The following is a 21,525-nucleotide window of genomic DNA, read 5'->3' as shown; positions in this document are numbered from 1 at the left end:
AGGTTTTAGGGGCAGCATATATGTGGGACAGCCAGTTCATTTAAGGCCGCCCCACTCATCCAAATTAAAGCACAAACAGCGACGTGTTATCGAACACCAAGGTTTCGATACTGACCAGCGTGTCCACATCACCGGTTGCGATTTCGGTCACAGTCCAGTCCGCGCCAGCCAGATCGACAATCTGGAAGTCGGTGCTGTCGAACCCGATGTATTGCACCGTATCCAGACCGTCTTCGCCGTCCATAAGGTCATTTCCGTCGCCAGAGCTGAAGACAAACGTGTCCGCATCCGCACCGCCACGCAGGGTATCGTTCCCTTCACCACCGGTCAGCGTATCGTTGCCGGCACCTCCCAACAGGGTGTTGCTAGAGGCATCCCCTGTCAGCGTATCTGCATGATCCGATCCCCGCACTCTTTCAAACCCGGAAATCACATCACCTGTGGCGTCGCCACCAGAAGCAGACTGGAAACCAAAGCCATCCGCGTTGAGATCAACGGTCACAGCAGAGGACGAGCCGATGTACTGAACCCAGTCGGCACCGTTTCCACCATCAAGCGTATCCGCACCGGTACCACCACGAAGGCTATCGTTCCCTTCACCACCCGAGAGCGAGTCAGTGCCAGCACCGCCGGTTAGATTGTTATCTCCAGTGTTACCGGTCAGCATGTCTGCATGTGCCGATCCAAGTACTTCTTCAAATCCGGAGATCACATCGCCCGCAGCATCACCACCGATGGCAGATTGATAACCGAATCCGTCTTCATTGAGATCAACAGTAACACCGGAAGAAGAGCCTACATATTGCAGAAGGTCGATGTCGTCTCCGCCAGAAAGCGTATCCGCATCCGCGCCGCCGCGAAGGGTGTCGTCACCATCGCCGCCCGAAAGCGTGTCGTTCCCGGCGCCGCCAATGAAATAGTCATTGTCTCCCCCGCCTGTCAGCGCATCAGCATGCGACGACCCGATTACCCTTTCAAACCCTGAGATCACATCGCCTGCAGCATCACCACCCGAGGCGGATTGATAGCCAAAGCCGTCTACAGTGAGATCAATAGTAACACCTGATGAGGAATGGTTGTATTGCACCCAGTCGATACCGATACCACCCGCCATTGTGTCGGCATCTCTGCCCCCGATCAACGTATCGTTGCCTTCGCCCCCCGTAAGTGTATCACTTCCGGTCATCCCGATCAGAACATTGTTGTTCGCATCCCCGGTCAGGTCATCTGAATGGCCCGATCCGCGAACCCGCTCAAATCCGGAAATCACGTCACCTGTTGCATCACCTCCACTGGCAGATTGATAACCAAAGCCATCTTCGGAGAGGTTAATAGCAACACCGGAAGAGGAGCCAAAATACTGCAGCCAGTCGATACCATTACCGCCCTCAAGAGAGTCGGCTCCTTGACCGCCACGCAACGTATCACTGCCGTCAGCACCCAAAAGCGTATCATTCCCAGCCCCACCAATGAGAGTGTTTCCGTTATTGCTACTCGACAACATGTCGGCGTGGGCTGACCCAAGAACCTGCTCAAACCCTGAGATCACATCATCCGTCGCATCGCCCCCAGAAGCAGATTGAAAGCCAAAGCCATCTACCGAAAGGCCAACGGTTACACCAGAGGCTGATCCAACGTACTGCAGCAAGTCGATGCCATCTCCCCCAGAGATCGTATCAGCATCCAAGCCACCACGCAGGGTATCTTTGCCTACACCGCCAACAAGACTATCGGCTCCCGCTCTGCCAATGAAGTAGTTGTTTTCGTCGTTGCCGTTCAGCGTATCAGCGCGATCCGATCCCAGCACCCTCTCGAAACCCGAGAGAACATCGCCCGTCGCGTCGCCACCCGTCGCCGATTGGAAGCCAAAGCCGTCAACGGTCAGATCAACTGTCACAGCAGTTGACGAGCCGGTGTATTGCACCCAGTCAACGCCGTCGCCACCGGACAGAGTATCGGCCCCGTCCAGACCACGAAGGGTGTCATTGCCTGCGTTGCCAACAAGGCTGTCCGCGCCGATGCCGCCCTGAAGCCTGTCGTTTCCGCTTGTTCCGGTCTGTATGTCCACCACATCGGTGATATTGACCTGCACGGTGCCCAGAGGGATGCCTCCGGCACCATCATTCGCCGTCAAGGTCACCTGCGCTGCGGGCGTTCCGAAGACATCCGGTGCGCCGGTATATTGAACGGCAGACCCCGTGTTGAGATAGGCATCGATTTCAGAGGCAAGGCCAGTCAGAAGCAGTGAACTTGTCCCTGATCCGGAAACCGTGACCGTCCCGCTGGACAGGGCATTCATGGTGCCGCTGTCAGCCGTAATGGCGAGCCTGAAGTCCGCATTGTTGTCTGCATCCCCCAACTCGATCGCTGACAGGTCGAGATCCGATGGCGTGTCTTCCAATACGGTTATTTCGGAAACCAGCCCCGTGAATGTGGTCGGGTCATTCTCGGGCGTCACGGACACGGTCATGACCTGGCCGTGAGGTGTTGTATTTTCGAAAGCCGACACCGTGCCATCATACGCACCGACGACCAGATCCAGATCACCATCTCCGTCGAGATCAACAAAGGTGGGTTTGCTGTTATAGCCGACGTCGACACCGTCAAACGGATTGGCCGCCCCTGTAAGCTGCGTATAGCCCATATCGGCATCGTTGTTATCAAAAACCTGCAAACCACCGAAGTAGCCGCCGACGATGAGATCCAGATCTCCATCGCTGTCAAGGTCTGCAAAGGTGGGTGCGATTGTGGTACTGCTGACGACAGAGACCCCGTCAAACGGGTTGTCCCCGCCTGTGAGTTGGGTAAAGCCCGTGTCATCATCGTTGTTGTCGAACAGACGCAATGCACCGTCATAGCCACCCACGACCAAATCCAGATCGCCGTCTTCGTCAACATCAACAAAGGTTGGTGTGCTGTCGTTGCCAACATCCACCCCGTTAAGCGGATTGGCGGCGCCCGCAACCTCGGTAAAGCCATCATCAGCGTCGTTGTTATCAAGGACCCGCAGCATCCCGTCATAAGAACCAATGACCAGATCCAGATCACCGTCCCCGTCCAAGTCTGCAAACGTCGGGGCCGCGACAATAAGACTGGTCAGCCCATCAAACGGGTTGGCAGCACCGGAAAGTTCGGTAAAGCCCGTATCGCCATCATTGTTATCAAAGACGTGCAATGTGCCACTGACGTTTGTGACAACCAAATCCAGATCGCCATCGCCGTCCAGGTCCACAAAGGTCGGATTGCTGACAATACCAACATCAATACTGTCAAATGGATTGGCGGCACCTTCAAGCTCTACAAAATCCGGCGTTCCTGTCACAGGGCCAAGATCATCTCCGGCGGCATCCGTCATGTTCAAAATGAAATCGCGGCTGGCTGTCGGCGCATCACTTGAGTTCATGTAAGTCAGGTTTCGCGCCAAGCCGCTGACGGACTCCCAGGATGCAGCGGCATTGAATGTGACCGTCAATGCAGCCCCAACCCCGCCACTCAGCGTTCCGACTATCACGCTGCCATAGGTGACGTTTGCACCGGAAATTCCGATTTCACCAGACGCGGTTCCTTGGTTACGAACGGAAACGATGTCTTCGGGCAATAGTCCCGTCAACGACAGGACGCCGCCGTCGAAATTCTGTTCCCAATCGTTCACGGTAACATCGGTATCGAGCAAACGTGCGGTTACGTTAACGTCGTTCTCTGAGAAAGTGACCGATTCTGCAAACGAGTACAAAGCTGGCGCATCGTTCTCGGCCGTGACCGCGAGGTCAATAAATTGCCCGCGCGGTGCCGTATTTTCAAAGGTGTGAAGCGTTCCGGAATTAGACCCTGAAACCAGATCCAGATCGCCATCGCCGTCCATATCGACGAAGGTCGGTCTTGAAACGTACCCCAAATCGACACCATCCCAAGGGTTGGCGGCACCAGTAAGTTCGGTAAAGCCCGTATCAGCATCGTTGTTATCAAAAACCCGCAGTGTGCCGTTGTGGCTTCCGACAACCAAATCCAGATCGCCGTCACCATCCAGATCTGCAAAAGCAGGCCGGCTTTCATAGCCGATATCGATAAAGTCTAGCGGATTGGCCGCTCCGGTCAGCTCGGTAAAGCCCGCACCCACGTCGTCCTTGTCAAACAGCTTGATATAGCCATAGCGGTTTCCGGATAACAGATCGAGATCACCATCCCCATCGAGATCAACAAAAACCGGTGTGCTCCAGCGACCAGAACTCAGACCATCCAGAGGATTGGCCGCGCCTGTCAGTTCGGTAAAGCCAGCATCGTCATCATTGTTGTCCCAGACCTCAAAACTTCCGTAACTTTCGCCTGCGACCAGATCAAGATCACCATCTCCGTCAAGGTCAACAAAGGTTGGCGCTGGGTCTGCAAAGATAACTGGGTCTACGGGACCGATGTCAATGCCATCAAATGGATTTGCGGCCCCAGTCAGCTCGGTAAAGCCTGCATCGCCATCGTTTTTGTCCCAAACCCGTAGCGTGCCCAAGCTTTCGCTGACCACCACATCCAGATCACCATCGCCATCCAGATCGGCAAAGGCGGGCGTGCTGCTGTAATCTACGGAAATCCCGTCAAACGGGTTGGCCGCACCTGTGAGCTCCACGAAGCTTGGAGGCATTGGAATGGCGCCGAAATCAGCGCCGTCACCGTCCACCACATTCAGCAACAGATCACGGTTTGCCGTTGGGGTCTGAGAACTGTTGCCATAACGCAGTACGCCAAGCAACGCCTCGATGGCAGTTGAAGTCGCAGATGCATTGAAAGTGGCAGTCAGAGTGGAACCAGCATAGCCACCGTCCCAGGTACCAATATCGACGCCTTCATACGTGATCGTTGATCCAGTGAGGCCGATTCCTTCGACCGCTGACCCTATGGGGATAAAGATAAAGTCTTCAGCCAGCAAACCAGACAAGGATAATGATCCACCGTCAAAGTTGTCCTCGCTATCGGCTAATGTCACTCCTTCCAAAAGCCGTTGCGGACTCACATTCACATCCACCGAGTTTTCCGCAAAGGTGAGACTTGCGGGAACACCGCCGAGAACTGGCGCATCATTTTCTGACGTAACGGTCAGATTTATTGTGTGTGCGCGTGGCGAGATATTTTCAAAACTTAGAAGTGTTCCGAAGGTTTCGCCCAATATCAGGTCAAGATCACCATCTTCGTCGAGATCAGACAAACCTGGACGGCTAAAACTGGGTACATTTATGCCATCAAAGACGTTAGCTGCACCTGTCAGCTCTGTGAAACCCGCATCCCCATCATTGTTGTCAAAGACCCGCAACACGCCGTAATTGCTGCCGACCACAGCATCAAGATCGCCATCACCGTCCAAGTCAAAAAAGATTGGGCTGCTTTCATAGCCGACATCTATGCCATCAAAGGGATTGGCGGCCCCCGTCAGCTCGGTAAAGTTTGAATCGCCATCGTCGTTGTCGAAGACCTGAAGAGTGCCAGAACCATTTCCCAAAACGAGATCGAGATCGCCATCACCGTCCAAATCGACAAAGACTGGCGAGCTTGCATATGGAACCGCAATTTCATCAAACGGATTGGCCAAACCTGTCAGCTGGGTAAAACCATCATCTGCATCGTTGTTGTCAAACACCTGCAGCTCGCCCTCGGAGTTTCCGAGCACAAGGTCAAGATCGTTATCACCATCCAGGTCGACGAAAGTGGGCGCACTCGCATATCCGGAATCTATGGCGTCGAGCGGGTTCAACGCACCGACCAATTCGGTAAAACCCGTATCGGCATCGTTGTTATCAAAGACACGCAACGTGCCATAAACCTCGCCGAAAACCACATCCAGATCGCCGTCGCCATCCAGATCTGCAAAGGCCGGTGCGCTTGCAAAAGATAGGTCGAGGCCGTCAAATGGATCCGAGTCAGCCGGCAAAGGAGCAAAAGTTGGCGTGCCATCTAGGGGGCCAAGTGCTTCGCCTTCGGCATCATCGACATACAACACCAGTTCGCGGTTTGACGTTGGTGTATCGCTTGAATTTGCGTAAGTCAGGTTTTCGATCAATGCATCGACCGCAACCGATGTTGCGGCGCTGTTGAACGCAATTGAAAGCGTCGCGCCCGTGCCACCGGAAAGCGTACCGATTGTCACGCCGGCATAGGTAACGGCCGCTCCGGACAACCCGATTTCACCTGCGCCTGTGCCTTGGTTGCGGACTGAAACGGTGTCCTCGGCCAGCAACCCGGTCACGTAAAGCGATCCGCCGTCAACATTTTGATCGGCATCGATGAATGTCACATCGCTGTCCAACAATTGCGGGGTGGCGTTCACGGTATTTTCGGCCAAGGTAACGTCTGTCACCACACCCGTCAGGCTGGGCCTATCGTTTTCAGGTGTCAGCGCAACGGCAATAGCCTGACCATGCGGTGTCGTGTTTTCAAAAGAACTGAGCGTTCCGCCCGTTTCACCCACAATCAGATCCAGATCACCATCGCCATCCAGATCAGCAAAGGCCGGTACACTCACATAAGGAAAGACATTTGAAATAAAGGGATAGTCGTCTCCGACAAGCTCGGTATACCCTGCGTCGCCATCATTTTTTTCGTAAACTACATTAAAGCCGTATGCGTCACCCGTGACCAAATCCAGATCGCCGTCACCGTCGAAATCAACAAAGGTTGCGGTAACCGAGCTCAGACCGTTTACCAGCCCATCAAGCGGATTGGCAGCGCCGGTGAGTTCGGTATAGCCCGCATCTCCGTCATTGTTATCAAACAACAGGAACGTGCCATTGTTATCGTTGACGACAAAGTCCAGATCGCCATCGCCATCAAGGTCAACAAAATTCGGGACAACGGGGCCAATCAACCCGTCAGCGAACCCTGCGACCGGATTGTCACCACCAATGTATCGCGTAAAGCCACCTGCCCCACCATTGTTATCGTAGAAGACAAGCCACCCATTCGAATACCCGATCACCAAATCCTGATCGCCATCACCATCAATATCTGCGAAAGCAGGATTGCTCACGTCACCGTCATCGATATGACCCAGAGGGTTCGACAATTCATCCAGTTCGGTAAAGCCATCGTCAGCGTCATTATTGTCAAAAACACGCAGCTTGCCATCAAGTGCGCCTACAACGACATCAAGGTCACCGTCTCCATCCAGATCGACAAACGTTGGAGAGCTGCGGTCTCCAACATCCACCCCGTCAAACACATTGGCCGCCCCTGTCAGCTCGCTGTAGATGGGAGTGCCCTGCAGTGCGCCCAGATCATCACCCGCAGCATCAGTCAGATTCAAAACCAGCTCTTGAGGGGCGAGAGGCGCGTCATTGCTGTTGGTATACGTCAGGTTCTCGATCAGCACCTCGATAGAGGTCGTGGTTGCGGTAGCGTTGAACGTGACAACCAGAGCTGCGCCCATTCCTCCGGCCAGCGTGCCAATCGTCGCGCCACCATAGGTGACGTTGGCTCCAGACAGCCCGATTTCGCCAGCGCCTGTGCCCTGATTGCGCACGGACACCGTTTCTTCGGACAGCAGATTTGATACGGTCAACGAACCGCCATCAAAGTTACCTTCGGCGTCTACGAGCGTAACATCGTTGTCCAGCAACTGAGGAGCAACATTCACGGTGTTTTCGTCAAAAGTGACGCTCGGAGCAAAACCGCTCAGGACCGGCGCATCATTTTCCGCGTTCACCGTAACGATGCTGATCTCACCGCGCACAGGCGTGTTTTCAAAGGCAGTTATGTTTCCTAAAAAGTTTCCAACAACCAGATCCAGATCGTCATCGCCATCAAGGTCCACAAACCTTGGGCTGCTGTTTCCGCCATTCAAGCCGTCAAACGGGTTGGCGGCCCCTGTCAGCTCGGTAAAGCCTAGATCACCATCGTTGTTGTCAAAGAAACGTATTGTGCCGCTATAGGATCCCAGCAAAAGATCCAGATCGCCATCACCATCAAGATCGAAAAAAGTCGGTTTGGCATCATAGCCCACATCCACGCCGGAAAACGGATTGGGGACCAGTTGCAATTCTTCAAGGCCATCATAAACATTCAATGTGCCAAAAACATCGCCGACAAGTACATCACGGTCACCGTCCCCATCGAGATCCGCAAAGGCAGGCACACTACGATTACCCGGATCAATGCCAGCAAGGACATTGTCCAGCCCCGTCAACTCGGTAAAGCCGGTATCATCATCGTTGTTGTCAAATACCCGAAGCGTACCTTCATAGCCGCCAACAACAAGATCCAGATCTCCGTCACCATCAAGATCGACAAACACCGGGGAAACGTCACTGCCCCCATAGGGGCTTCCGGCGATCACGACCGAATTGAATGGATTGGCGGCGCCAGTCAGCTGGGTATACCCGTCATCCGCATCGTTGTTGTCATAGACTTGCAACGTGCCATAGTCTTCCCCGACAACCATATCGAGATCGCCATCACCATCCAGATCAGCAAAGGCAGGACTGGATTTGTATCCCGCGTCAATGCCATCAAACGGGTTGTCTGTGCCCAAGAGTTGCGTGAAAATCGGGCCGGACGGTGCAAATCCGAGGTCAAGACCAGCAGCATCAACGACATTCAGCGCCAGATTGCGGCTTGTTGTCGGCGCGTCGCTGCTATTGCTATAGGTCAGGTTTTCGATCAGGGCCTCGATCGCATATGTCGTCGCAGCCGCGTTGAAAGTAACGGTCAGCGCCGCGCCCGCGCCACCGGCCAATGTCCCGATCGTGACACCATCAAAGGTGACATTCGCGCCGGATACTCCGATTTCACCAAGACCCGTCCCCTGATGGTGCAGGGAAACCGTGTCTTCCGCCTGCAGGCCTGTCAAACTCAGGACGCCACCGTCAAAGTTATCCTCGGCATCAAAGAAGGTGACATCTCTGTCCAGGAATTGCGGACCTTCATTCACGGTGTTTTCGTCGAACGAGATCGCCGGATCAAACCCCGACAATGTCGGTGCATCATTCTCGGCCACTACCGTAACGGCGAGTGTCAGGCCGGCACCTGCATTCAGATCGTCACCCGCAGCATCCCTCACGTTCAAAACCAGATTTCGGCTTGCAGTTGGGCTGTCGCTGTTGTTGGCATAGGTCAGGTTCTGGATCAGCGCTTCGATTGCAGCCGTCGTCGCAGCAGCGTTGAACGTAAACCACAGGCTCTCGCCCAAGCCGCCTGAAAGCGTCCCAATTGTGACCCCGCCAAAAGTGACATTTGCACTCTGCTGAAGTTCCCCTGACTCACCGGAAACGAGGGTCAGGCCAGTCAGTCCGATCTCGCCTGCTCCAGCGCCCTGATCGCGCACGGACAGCGCGTCTTCTGCAAGTAGACCTGTCAGGGACAACCTTCCACCATCGAAATTACCCTCGGCATCGGCAAAGGTGACATCGACATCAAGAAGTTGAGGATCCGCATTCACGGTATTTTCGTCGAAAGAAACTGTCGACGAAAAGTCCGTCAAAACAGGCGCGTCGTTTTCCGCCGTAACGACAACAGTTAGGGCCGCGCCATGAGGCGTCGTGTTGTTGAAGGTTATTATACCTAAGTCATCCCCAATGACGGCCTCCTGATCGCCATCACCGTCCAAATCGACAAAGCTTGGAGCGGCCCAATAGCCGGTTTCGATAGCACTAAACGGATTGGCAGTGCCTGTAAGTTGCGTAAAGCCGCCATCTGCATCGTTGTTGTCATAGACCAACACCGCGCCCTGGTCCTCGCCCACAACCAGATCCAGATCACCATCGCCGTCTAGATCAACAAAAGTCGGGACGGCAACATAACCGGCATCAATGCCGTTCAACGTGTTGGCAGCGCCGGTCAACTCGGTAAAACCGGCGTCGGCATCATTGTTATCAAAGACGCGCAAAGTGCCGTCGAGTGCACCTGCCACCATATCCTGATCGCCGTCACCATCCAGATCAACAAAAGTAGGCGCGCTAAATGAGCCGACATCGACGCCATCAAACGGATTGGCAAGGTTTAACAGTTCGGTGAAGCCCGCATCGCCATCGTTGTTATCAAAAACCTGAAACTCGCCTTCGGTTTGCCCAACAACAATATCCAGATCACCATCACCATCCAGATCGACAAAGGCAGCACGACTCGTACCAACGGTGTAAACGCCGCCAATCGTTCCATAATTGCTAAAGCCATCATCGGCATCATTATTGTCATAGACAACCAGGGTGCCATCATAGTTCCCAGAGACCAGATCAAGATCGCCGTCACCATCCAGATCGACAAAGGTCGGTGCACTGTAAATGCCGACCATAGCGTCATCAAAAGGATTGGCTGCTCCGGTCAGCTCGACAAAAACGGGTGTCCCTTGAATTGGCCCCAGGTCTTCGCCTGCTGCATCTGTCACATTCAACACCAGATCACGGCTGGCGGTCGGGGTGTCACTGCTGTTGGCATAGGTCAGGTTCTGGATCAGCGCGTCGATCGATACCGAGGTCGCGGCCGCATTGAACGTGACGGTTAGCGCTGCACCCGCCCCGCCCGCAAGTGTGCCGATTGTAACCCCACCATAAGTAACCGCTGCGCCTGAAAGCCCGATCTCTCCAGCCCCCGCCCCCTCGTTACGCACCGAGACCGTGTCTTCCGCAAGAAGTCCTGTCAGGGACAGTACTCCGCCGACAAAATCACCTTCGACATCCGTAAACGTGACATCGGCATCAAGTAACTGTGGCGTCTCATTGAGGAGGTTTTCAGTAAGCGTAATCGTGGGCGCGAAGCCCGTCAGAGTAGGTGCAGTCATTAACAATTTTCCAGATCAAGAATTTTCTAACTGGAAAGAAAGCCGGTCGCGTCGACGTAAATCCCACCCAAAAGTTGCATCGATAAGGCAACTTTTGTTCTTACTCTGTCAATTAAATTGTTAATTTCCGCATCATTTCACACAAAGCGAGAAGTCATTGCGTTTATTGCTTTTTTGGCGCAAGGATCGAAATAATTAATATTGGTGGACCCAAAAATGATAACAAACAGACCAAATCCGTCCTCGTCCACCACGCTCAAAGGTGGCGAGAAATCCCAACTTTTATTGGCTTCTCAGGGCTTTGTGGACTGGCTTGAGACGAACAATTGCAGCGTGGCGCTGACCACCTATCAGGCGGGTCGTTTGTTTCTGATCGGTCGTAAACCCGATGGTGCTTTACGCGCACACGAAAGATTAATTGAACAGTGTCAGGGGCTGTGGACCGACGGTCAAACCCTCTGGACCAGCGGTCAGCATTCGTTCTGGCGGTTCGAAAATGACGTCAAATTCAGTGAAACTTCCCAAACCGGCGTCGACAAACGCTTTGTGCCGCGCGAGGGGCGCGTCACCGGCCAGATCGATATCCATGACATCGGTGTCGGCGACACAAACCAGTTCAGCGACGATGCGGATACCGAGGCCACCGGCCCGATCTTTGTCTGCACCGCTTACAATTGCCTTGCGACAACCAGCGAAAAAGCCAGCTTCCGCCCGCTCTGGAGGCCGCCCTTTATCAGCCAAATGATCCGCGAAGACCGGTGCCATCTGAATGGTCTCGCAATGGATGGATCACGCGCCGCCTTTGTCAGTGCCGTTAGCCGGTCTGACGTCGCGGATGGATGGCGCGAGCGCCGCCGCGATGGGGGTGTTGTGCTGGATGTTGCATCCGGCGAAGCCGTCGCTACGGGCCTTTCCATGCCCCACTCGCCCCGTCTTTATGATGGCAAACTGTGGGTGTTGAACTCTGGCCGTGGCGAGTTGTGCACCATCGATCCTGATACAGGCGACATCACCCCGGTTGCGTTCTGTCCCGGATATGCCCGCGGATTGGCTTTTGTCGGTCGCTATGCCGTCGTCGGATTATCCCGCCCGCGCAAAAACCAGACGTTTGAGGGGCTGCAACTGGACGATCTGTTGAAACAGAAAGATACAGCGCCGCGCAGCGGTTTGTTGGTGATCGACATCGACACGGGCCGGACGGTTGAATGGCTTCGTTTCGAGCACACCATTGACGAACTCTATGACGTCGCCATCCTTCACGAAACCCGCCAACCCGAGGCTATCGGATTTCACGGGGACGCGATCAAGGCGACCGTGCGCGTCGAGATGTAAATCCTCGACATTTATAAACTAGAAATCAAAGCATTAGATCAAAGACATCCTCATCGATCTGCAGGTTGATTGAGGATTGCCCTGCCCCATCCACCAGCGCCCATATGATCTGGCCTGTGGGACGATAGATCACAAACGCCTCTTCAACGTCGTCGTCACCCGACCGTTCCCCCGCGGGCGTTGCCGTATGGGTATAGTTGATCTGGAATTGGTCGGCAGTGGCGGTTTCGAGCCCAAACCAAATGACGTCGCCCTCAGTTGCGTCATAGTCTTGCACCCAGTCCGAGCCATGATCAAACACCCCGAGATGGAAGAACCGATCAGCCCCGTCACCGCCATTGATCAGGTCATGGGCAAAGCCACCGTTGAAATAGTCATCGCCAGCGCCGCCGTAGATAAGGTCCGTATAGGCATTGCCGTTGATCGCATCGTTTCCGCTACCTCCGATCAGAAAATCGCCGCCAGCGCCCCCGATCAACGAGTCATTGCCAGCGTCCCCGCGCACTTCATCTGCGCCTCCTCCGGATCGGATCAGATCATCTCCGTTGCCGCCAAACACAGTATCAGCGCCAGATCCGAGACGCGTGTAATCGTCGCCCGCAAAGAGCCTGACCGTCAGCATGTCCGTTGCATTGGACCACAAAAGCCGGTCATCTCCATAAGACGCCTGATAGCTTATACCTGTGTGGACGTTTCCAGCAGAGACCGTCGCGCTTTCAAAATCGACCTCACCGGCAACGGACTGTGCGAGATAGCGGACCTCTTCAATCACTTCCAAACTGTTCAGCGTGTCCACCGAGGCCTTCAATGATCCGCGAAACACCTCGAAACCGGAGAAGTCAAATGCGACATTCCTCGACACCTCGAGCGTATCGTACCCTTCCCCCCCCGAGAAAAGCCCTTGCAATTCACGGAAATCGTTGGCCCAGGTGGATCCGTAGGTCAGGTTCACAAGATCATCTCCGGCACCACCGGACACCTCGGGTATCCCTACGAAATCAGGCTCGATGGTGCCTCGCAGTGTGTCGTTGCCAGCCCCCCCTTCGATCAAGAGCGCGCTATTTTGTTGATTGCGGGCGATGCCGAAAACAAGAAGGTCATCTCCGCCATTACCGACAAGGGTGTCTACGTGTCCAGCGCGGGCTTCCAGATAATCATCCTGCTCGCCCCCAATCAAGGTGTCGCTTCCGTTGTGCCCGACGATGTTCCAAGACGTCTGAGAGCCTTCTAAAGATATGTAATCGCTTAATGTTGTGGCAGGCCCATAGGAAACGCCTTCTATCCAGCCATGATTGTCTGCATCGTCACTCAGGGTAAGCCCGCTCAGGTCGACGCGGCCACCATCGGTGAGAATAACCCTGCTCAATTCGTCGATCTCGCTAAAGCCATTCAGCAGGTCGGGAGACATGTACATCGTGCCGCCAAACCCTCCCATGGTCGCGTTGATCTCTAACCGTTCGAAACCGGAAATGTCCGAAGCGTCTAGGCGCATGTTCCCGGAATTAACGCGCGCAGTATCGATGTAAATCTGCAAGGTATCGACGCCCTCACCGCCCACCATGACCTCTGCAATGCCCGTCTGGAACCGCCAAAAGACGGTATCATCCCCTGCTCCGCCATATACCGTGTCGGCGCCCACGTCCCCCGTCAGATAATCTTCGCCCGCACCGCCACGCAGCAGGTCGTTCCCCAGCAAGCCCCGAATTGTATCGTTGCCTGTTGTCCCGATCAGCGCATCATTCGAAACGCCATCGTCATTTTCAAAAGTCCCGGTAATCTCGGCCAATGCATTTCTCCTCAAATCGATCAGAGTGGCTAAATCTGGCGCCGCCTCTGAAATACGCTAGGGCGCGCACAGTTAAATTACCACAAAACAACCAACTGCCAAACCGAAGATCGACAGCGGCCTCACCCGCATCATCATCAAGCGGTGGTTGCAGAAGGTCCGGCGTTGCTTTGGCCCCGAGCGAACAAAGGTCGCGCAAGACTTCAGAAGTCGTCAAATTCCGGAACATTCCCAATTCGCGCAAGGAAATTCGGCGGCCCGACTTCGCCAGAGTTCAGGTCTTCTTCAACCTCATACGCATCGGCACCGGCACACCCGTCTGCGCGGGCTTCTCTTTCGGCGCGTTCCCGGGCCTGGGCCGCAGAGGTATACTGAAGTTGTTTTTCGATCTTCAGCCCCTCTACACCGTTTCGCCCTGCCTTGGTCGTCACATAAGTCTGGCAAATGTAGTGGGTTTTGGTTGTCTCGCTGGAAGAGGTCATCAGGAAATCCTTGGAAGGCAGAATGTTCAAAGCACCGAAAGAATGCGGCGGTTTGGGCAGGCTTTGTTTGCGTTATCAGAGCGCCGGGGTTAGCAGGTCTGTTTGCTTGTCGTTCCAAACCGGTCCGGCAAAGCAGTGCGTCTTTGATGTGTCTGTGTTCGGTGATTTCGTCCAGCCCTTTTTACGGGTCGAGGCAACTTTTCCGAAATCGGGGCCGGCTTGACGTGACGTGCCCCGCCTATTGAACGCTTTTCTGTCCTGCCCCTTCCCACAGTGTCATTTCGTCAACCGCGGCCTCTTCTCAAAAGCCCCGTTGGCGCCAGAGAAGCGCCCATACGGCAAGGTACGGAAAAATGAGGTTTCATGCGCCCGAAGCCGGTCGAGACGGTAAGAGTGTCGTAATTGAACACGATTTGTACAAGGCAGTGCTTCAGGCTCTGCGGATATTTCGCAATTGGTCGGGGAGGGCCTAGCGACTATGAAACAACCTTACACGGAACTGGAAATCAAGAAAGCCGCATCCGGCTTTTACGAGGGCCATAGCGTCGAAATTGCCCTGTTGAGCAAGGGGATTATCATTGCTTTGGTGATCTGGGCCCTGATCTGGCCAGCCAACGCCAACGGCGTTCTGGGCAGCCTGAACTGGCGCATTCTTGAAGACTTTAACACCTTCTACATCATCATTGTCGGCCTGTTTGCCTTCTTCTTGCTTGTTGTAGCTGTGTTGCCCCAGACGGGAAAACGGATCATGGGGCAACCGGGAGAGGCCCCCGAGTTTTCAAATTTCTCATGGTTTTCGATGATGTTTGGCGCCGGTCTGGGCGTCGGTCTGATGGTCTTTGCGACGGCGGAACCCCTTGGTTTGTGGGGCTCGAACCCTCTTGTTGTGTCCGGTGACGTAGCTGGCAACACGCCTGAGGCCTTGCAATCAGGGTTTCGCTATACGTTCCTGCACTATGGGTTTCATGCATGGGCCATCTATGTCGTAACCGGGCTTTCTCTGGCCTATTACGCCTATACGCGGGATATGCCGCTGACCATCCGGTCCGCATTGACGCCCTTGTTCGGCAAATGGGTCAACGGATTTCTCGGGCATGTTGTTGATGTTCTTGGCGTCGTTGCAACAATTCTGGGTGTGTCCGTGACGATCGGTTTCGGCGTCAGCCAGTTTATTGACGGGGTCTATGCGATCACCGGCATGGAATGGATGATGGATATGTCTGGCGACGCGCCTGCACCGGGCACGGTGGGGCTTATTTCCGGTCTCGTGGTGATCATGGGCCTGTCGATCCTGTCCGCTGTATCGGGTGTCGGTCGCGGGGTGAAATACCTCTCGAACCTCAATCTGGTGTTGTCGGTCATCCTGTTGATGACCTTCGTTGTGTTCGGATCGTTCCTGTTTGCCATGACGACATACGCCAGCGCTTTTGTTGATTATCTCTTGAACTTTATCTCGCTCAGCTTTGGGGCCTATGGGCCGCAATCGGCGGATGCCTTTGCCGCCGCCCTGCCCGAAACGGCAAAGCCTTTGGCAGGTGACCTGATGGGAGGCGCCACAAACGCCTGGGGGTCCTATGACGGGTTTGTCCAAGGATTGACGGGCGCCGCAGCAGAGCTGCCTGCCGAAACCCTGTCGGCCGTGTATGCTGCCGGTAACGAAGGGCGCCAATTTGGCTGGCAAGCGGGATGGACGACGTTCTATTGGGCTTGGTGGATTGCGTTCTCACCCTTCGTGGGCCTGTTTCTGGCGCGCATTTCAAAGGGTCGTACAGTGCGCGAGTTTATCATCGGATGCGTCTTTGCGCCTGCGCTGGTTTGCTTTGCATGGATGACCATTCTGGGCGGCACAGCCATTGATCTCGAGCTGAGTGGCGCTGCAGAAGGGGCAATCATCGGGGCTTCCAACACCGCCAAACTGTTCGTGACATTGGGGGAAATGATTTCAGGCGGGTTCCTCGCTGGCATCACAATCATGAGTGTTGTTCTGATCATGACCTTCCTTGTGACTTCGGCGGACTCTGGCATTCTGGTGATGAACACCATCATGTCCGGCGGCGAGCAGGACACGGGCGTCAAACACCGCATCGTTTGGGGTCTGCTTTTGACCTTTGTGATTGGTGCTTTGCTGATCGCGGGTAAAACCAATGGCGGAGCCGACCCGATGGAAGCGCTGAAAAGCGCAATGATCATCGGTGCGCTGCCTTTCACAGTGGTAATGGGATTGATGTGCGTTGCTTTAGGTAAGGCGCTGTTTCGCGACGGCAAACGGGACAAGCTGTCAAGCTCAAGCTAACGGCATGTCAAAACCCGTTAAATGAATAAAAGGCGCCGCTTGCGGCGCCTTTTTCTTTGGGTTGATCAATCACCCGCCGAACGTCAATTTCGAGACAGGTTACGCCAGCAGATCAAACACATTCTGTCCGATCTGCACGTTGATCTGGCTCTGCCCTGCCCCGTCAACAAGCGCCCACATGATCTGGCCTGTCGGGCGATAGATCACAAAGGCCTCTTCAATGGCATCGTCACCCGAACGTTCTCCGGCCGCCGTTGACGTGTGGGTTGTGTTGACCTGAAACTGGCTGACCGTGGCAGAGGTGATGCCGAACTGAAGAATATCCCCGTCTGCCGCGTTGTAATCCTGCACCCAGTCGGATCCGTGATCGGCAACCCCTATGTGATAGAACCGATCCGCCCCTGAACCTCCGTTCAGCAGATCATGCCCAAAGCCGCCATTCACAAAGTCGTCGCCATCGCTTCCAAACATCTGGTCGGCAAAGGCACTTCCGGTAAGCCTGTCGTGCCCTGTACCGCCAATCACGGTATCTGCACCAAAGCCGCCAGCAATGGTATCGTCGCCCGCATCCCCGCGCAGTTCGTCATTGCCGTACCCGCCATCGACAGAATCCGCGCCAGCACCGGCATAGATGACATCGCGCAGATCGTCCTCGCTCTCGCCCCCGATCAGCGTGTCGTCGCCCGTGTCTCCGACCAATGTATCGCTGCCATCACCGCCACGGATATGATCATCGCCATCGCGCCCATAGACCGCCTCATTAAGCGCACCGCCCCGAAAGCTGTCGTGTCCAAGGCCAAGGTCAATGTTGCTGAACCCGATCATGCTTGTGACATCGGTCAGCTCGATATTGTCTTCTCCTGCAGTGCCAGACAGGAAACCGTCCGCTGTGGCATCAATGACCTCGACACCCGGTGCAAAAAGATCCTTGAAGGTTGTCCCGGACAGAACGCGAAGGGTGTCCACACCGTCGCCCCCGTCATAGATTTCGCCGTAACCGACCGCAGTCTGGTCAACCACGAACAGGTCATCGCCCCCATCACCGTAAAGTTCGTCTTCACCGTCACCGCCAAAAAACGTGTCGTTGCCAGCGCCTCCAAAGACGAGATCATCCAGAGCGCCCCCGACAAACCGGTCATGGCCGCCGCCAAGATCGATGTCATAGATTTCGGTCAAACGGCTCACCCCGCTCAGGTCAAAAACGTTGTCCCCGTCCGTGCCGGACAGGAACAAAGCCCCGTCACTTCCGTCAATCACTTCTACGCTCGCGCCAGCGTCCAGCGTAAGGCCATCAAACGTGGTGCCAAAGCTGAGCAACAACGTGTCCGTGCCAGAGCCGCCCTCAAAGACTTCGCCCGCGCCAACAGTTTCGCCGTCTTCAAAGGTGAAAACATCGTTCCCAGCCCCGCCAATCAGCGTATCGACACCTGCGCCGCCCGATATCACGTCATGACCGTCGCCCGCATCAACACTGTCCGCGCCACCCAACGCCTGGATTGTATCGTCGCCCGCTCCGGCCAGAATGGTATCGTTGCCTTCGGAACCGGTGATGCTGTCATCAAGCCCGATTGTGTCTTGGAACTGGATCATGCGTTATCTCCCGAAGGGCGCTGGGTGCGAAGTGTTGGCACCCTGACAGAGCGCCAGTCGGCGTGGATAAGAACATTCTATAACCAGAAATAGTTTCTACCAATTCCCCTGCAAGCGGCACGGGCCGGAAAGTGATGATTACGACGTAAACGTAGCAATTTGAGAGAAACCTTGCCGACGGATGCGCAGAATACGTGCCAAACCGCGCCCCTTGCGCATGCACATCCCCCAAAGTCGCGTACTTTGCGCCCTCAGGGCCTGCGACGCGGCATGACACGCCAGCCCCGAAAATCGACCAGCGTTTTGATCAGGGCGCCAAGAACAAGACCACAAAGGATCACTTTTGAGGTCATACCCATAGAGCCCTCAATGCGCATGGCATGCACAACGCTGCCCCCAACAACGATCGTGACCAATATCATATGCAGAACACGCCACAGTCGCGGGCCGATCCGCCTGCGTAGAACGGCAACACAAGCCGCCGCAAAAACAGCCCACATAGCAAGCACACCCCAGACCGAAAACGGGGTTGGTGATCTGAACAAAAGGGCGTCAACCACATCAGGCGGGCTTGTGACCCAGAGGCCTGCAACATGCAAAACGATTGCCACCACAAGGCCGCCGCCAAACCAGCGGTGTATCTTGCGGGCCTGCGCATTTGGCAAATCGGGAACGTAGCCTTTGATCAGCAGCGGCTGGCATAACAAAAACACCATCGCCGCAATTCCTGCAAAACCAGCCACGATATAGACGGGCTGGCGCCAAGCCAGCAACGAGCTTGTCGCGGCTTCATAAAACGTCCCCATCAGAACCGCGCAAAGAGCGCTCCAAAAGACAATCTTTCCCGTCAAGCTCATCGCGCCACAAGCGTACACATCAGGCGGGCTTCAGAACAAAATGCACGCGCAAACTGGTGTCTTTCGAACTACGCATCACCGGGCGCAGAAATACCGTTTCGAAATCACCGCTGTCATAGGCCAGATGCCCGTGCGCCTGACCAAAGGCTGGTACGATCTGGGGCATCTCAAGACGAAACTCTCCCGAAGCATCGGTCAACGTTGCGCCGTGGCTGCGTTTGTCCCGCTCGTGCCCCTCGGTGGTATGCGCCCAGATCTGGATACGTTGTCCGCCAAGCGGCGCCCCGTCTCCAGCACGGCGCACTGTGCCTGTCATCCAGAATCCGCCGCCTCCGATCCGCGAAACAACCGGCGCGCCCGGACGATAGTTGTTGGCACCGCCACGCATCGTGGGGGTTGGATCAAGCCCTTTCGCGCGGGCAGGAACAAGCAACCCCGACCCGACAGTCGCGACAGAGGCCCCTCCAATGGTGAGAAACGATCGACGGTTGAATAAATTCTCGGGCATTCGGCTCTCCTTCCTTGGAAATCCTGACATGGTACGCTGGTTCGGGACCAACAGGTCTGGTGACAAGTGTAGCAGGTCAATTCAGGATTTCGAGTACTGGCGGGGTCCGGATTCACCAAAGCCGGTCAACGTTACGTGATCGCCCAGACCGAACAGGCCCCAAGCACAGAAAAACGGCTGTCCCCATCTCTTTCTTATTGCGCATTGTTTGAGTGCAGGCCCAAAGCCCCGTGCGAGGGCACAAAAAAGCGCCCTGACCCATGGCCAGAGCGCCCCTAAACACGTTGTTCTTTGAGCGACGTTACTTGCCCTTCACCTCATACTTCAAACCCTTGGCGGTTCCCTGACGAAACCCTTTCCAATAGGTGTGGTCTTCTTTCTCGGTTCCGTCTTCGTTCATGGACCAGACACCAGCATTGCTGTCCTCGACCAGATCAAGATAAGCCGCTTTGTCCGCGTCACCTTTCAGGTGATCATCCAGCCATGCCGTGACAAAGTGCTGTGCAATGTTGTTCATGCGCACCGTGTCCCAAACCGGATCGGAATAGTGCTCTGAGATGTCAAAGCCTTTACTTTCATTAAAATAAAAGCTCTCGGCCGGGGCTGGCATGGGGGCGCCAGAGTTGTGCCCGCCATTCACATAGGTCAACAAAGCATGTGGCATGTCCGAAGCGTTTTCCCATATTGCCCGTACACCATTTTCATAAAGAGACGTGTCGTCCTCAGATCCTGCGATAAACATCATCGGAATCTGGATACCGGCCAGCCCCTCTGCGTCCCAGAATCCTGCGTTCATACCCCAAGGTCCAAAGGCCACGGCAGTTTTGATCCGCGCATCTGGCAGGGCGTTGTGGGTGTCGCTGCCGGCCTGATGGATTGCCAGCGTGCCATGCGGCCCACCCCACGGATACGCCACAGAAGCAGCGGTTACGCCCCCACCCGCGGTAATGATTGCGCCATAGCCACCCATGGAATAGCCGATCAATCCGGTGTTCTCTGCATCATACAGGCCTGCAAAGTCACCGCCCGCACCGGCTATCTGCGCCATCGCTTCTAGTACAAACAACTGATCGAGGGACCGGTTGACCAAGGTCGACCCAAAGGCGGCCTGCGTGCGATAGGTGCTGTCCGTGTGATCAATCGAGGCAACCACATACCCTTTTGAAGCAATGTTTTCCGCAAGATGCGACAACAGGAAACGGTTGCCGGGATACCCGTGGCTTATCAGAACCAATGGATACCCTTCTCCGGCGGGTGCCGCGTCACGCACCGCACGGCCCGTCAACGTGACTTCGGTGGTTCCGTCCCGCAAAAACGCTTTCATTGTGGTGTCGCCCGCCGCGCCCGCTTGGGCCGGATACCACATTTCCACCGTTAAGGGCCGGTCATACGTTGGCAGTGTTTCGGGCTTGTCCGCTGTTGGGTCAATCGACAGGATTTCGACCTGTCCGGGGTTGACCAGTTCAAGCTGTCGCACACCGACGGCCATCTCTCCATAAGCGGCCAGTTCAGGTGCATTGGGCAGTTGCGTATCAATCGGATTGTCCGCCATCAGAACACTCCCCGTCATACCCAAAGCAAGGGCAAGCGGCATCGTCGTTATTGCGCGTTGTGTCATGTTTTCTCTCCCGTTGTGCCTTTTACCGTAGCGAGCCAATGTGACAGGGCAAGTATTCGTGATGTGACGTTGGGGCACGAAAACCGCTGTCGCCGCTCGAAACAGAAGAGGCCCGACAGCACCGTTATTGTGCATGCTTGTGTGGACTTCATGACAAAATACAGGGGTCTACCCCTTTGCCAGCATTCCACGCTGAGGTGCTCAAATCGTCAGACGCAGCACTTTTCTGGCGCTCGCCAGAGTGTTTCAGAGATAAAACTGTTGATCTGACCGCCCGACACTGAAAAGACAGCGCTCGACCCATAA

Annotated in this window: 9 protein-coding genes; 2 read left to right on the top strand and 7 right to left on the bottom strand. The window is 55.2% G+C overall.

The window, feature by feature from the left end:
• Nucleotides 1–64: 64 nt before the first annotated feature.
• Nucleotides 65–10,753 (bottom strand): beta strand repeat-containing protein, encoded by a 10,689-nt coding sequence (locus tag PH7735_RS06390; RefSeq protein WP_058310443.1) that lies wholly within the window; start codon nt 10,751–10,753, stop codon nt 65–67.
• A 216-nt stretch (nt 10,754–10,969) separates the two neighbouring features.
• Between PH7735_RS06390 and PH7735_RS06385 the strand changes: the two genes are divergently transcribed.
• Nucleotides 10,970–12,085, top strand: a complete 1,116-nt coding sequence (locus PH7735_RS06385; RefSeq protein ID WP_082645145.1) for a TIGR03032 family protein — start codon at nt 10,970–10,972, stop codon at nt 12,083–12,085.
• Between the two features lie 25 nt (nt 12,086–12,110).
• On the opposite strand, the gene PH7735_RS06380 is transcribed toward PH7735_RS06385, so the two are convergent.
• Both PH7735_RS06380 and PH7735_RS06375 read right to left on the bottom strand, forming a co-directional pair.
• The gene (locus PH7735_RS06380) at nt 12,111–13,871 is read right to left on the bottom strand and encodes a calcium-binding protein (RefSeq protein WP_058310441.1); all 1,761 of its coding nucleotides are present in this window, start codon (nt 13,869–13,871) and stop codon (nt 12,111–12,113) included.
• Nucleotides 13,872–14,074: 203 nt separating this feature from the next.
• Complete coding sequence (locus PH7735_RS06375; RefSeq protein WP_058310440.1) at nt 14,075–14,353, bottom strand: hypothetical protein; 279 nt, start codon at nt 14,351–14,353, stop codon at nt 14,075–14,077.
• Between the two features lie 478 nt (nt 14,354–14,831).
• Between PH7735_RS06375 and PH7735_RS06370 the strand changes: the two genes are divergently transcribed.
• On the top strand, nt 14,832–16,646 hold the full coding sequence (locus PH7735_RS06370) for a BCCT family transporter (protein ID WP_058310439.1): 1,815 nt from the start codon (nt 14,832–14,834) through the stop codon (nt 16,644–16,646).
• Nucleotides 16,647–16,745: 99 nt separating this feature from the next.
• Here PH7735_RS06370 and PH7735_RS06365 read toward each other — a convergent pair whose 3' ends face one another.
• From PH7735_RS06365 to PH7735_RS06350, 4 genes are all read right to left on the bottom strand, one after another.
• On the bottom strand, nt 16,746–18,236 hold the full coding sequence (locus tag PH7735_RS06365; RefSeq protein WP_058310438.1) for a calcium-binding protein: 1,491 nt from the start codon (nt 18,234–18,236) through the stop codon (nt 16,746–16,748).
• A 251-nt stretch (nt 18,237–18,487) separates the two neighbouring features.
• Nucleotides 18,488–19,093, bottom strand: coding sequence for a ferric reductase-like transmembrane domain-containing protein (locus tag PH7735_RS06360; RefSeq protein WP_058310437.1), 606 nt, complete (start codon nt 19,091–19,093; stop codon nt 18,488–18,490).
• Between the two features lie 19 nt (nt 19,094–19,112).
• A complete protein-coding gene (locus tag PH7735_RS06355; protein WP_058310436.1) occupies nt 19,113–19,601 on the bottom strand; it encodes a peptidase associated/transthyretin-like domain-containing protein in 489 nt (162 codons plus the stop codon).
• A 301-nt stretch (nt 19,602–19,902) separates the two neighbouring features.
• Nucleotides 19,903–21,219, bottom strand: a complete 1,317-nt coding sequence (locus PH7735_RS06350) for an alpha/beta hydrolase family protein (protein ID WP_233488273.1) — start codon at nt 21,217–21,219, stop codon at nt 19,903–19,905.
• Nucleotides 21,220–21,525 lie beyond the last annotated feature (306 nt).

The organism is Shimia thalassica (genome assembly GCF_001458215.1).
Lineage (GTDB): Bacteria > Pseudomonadota > Alphaproteobacteria > Rhodobacterales > Rhodobacteraceae > Shimia > Shimia thalassica.
Note: the sequence above shows the minus strand (reverse complement) of the source record. Positions and strands in the feature narration are given on the sequence as shown.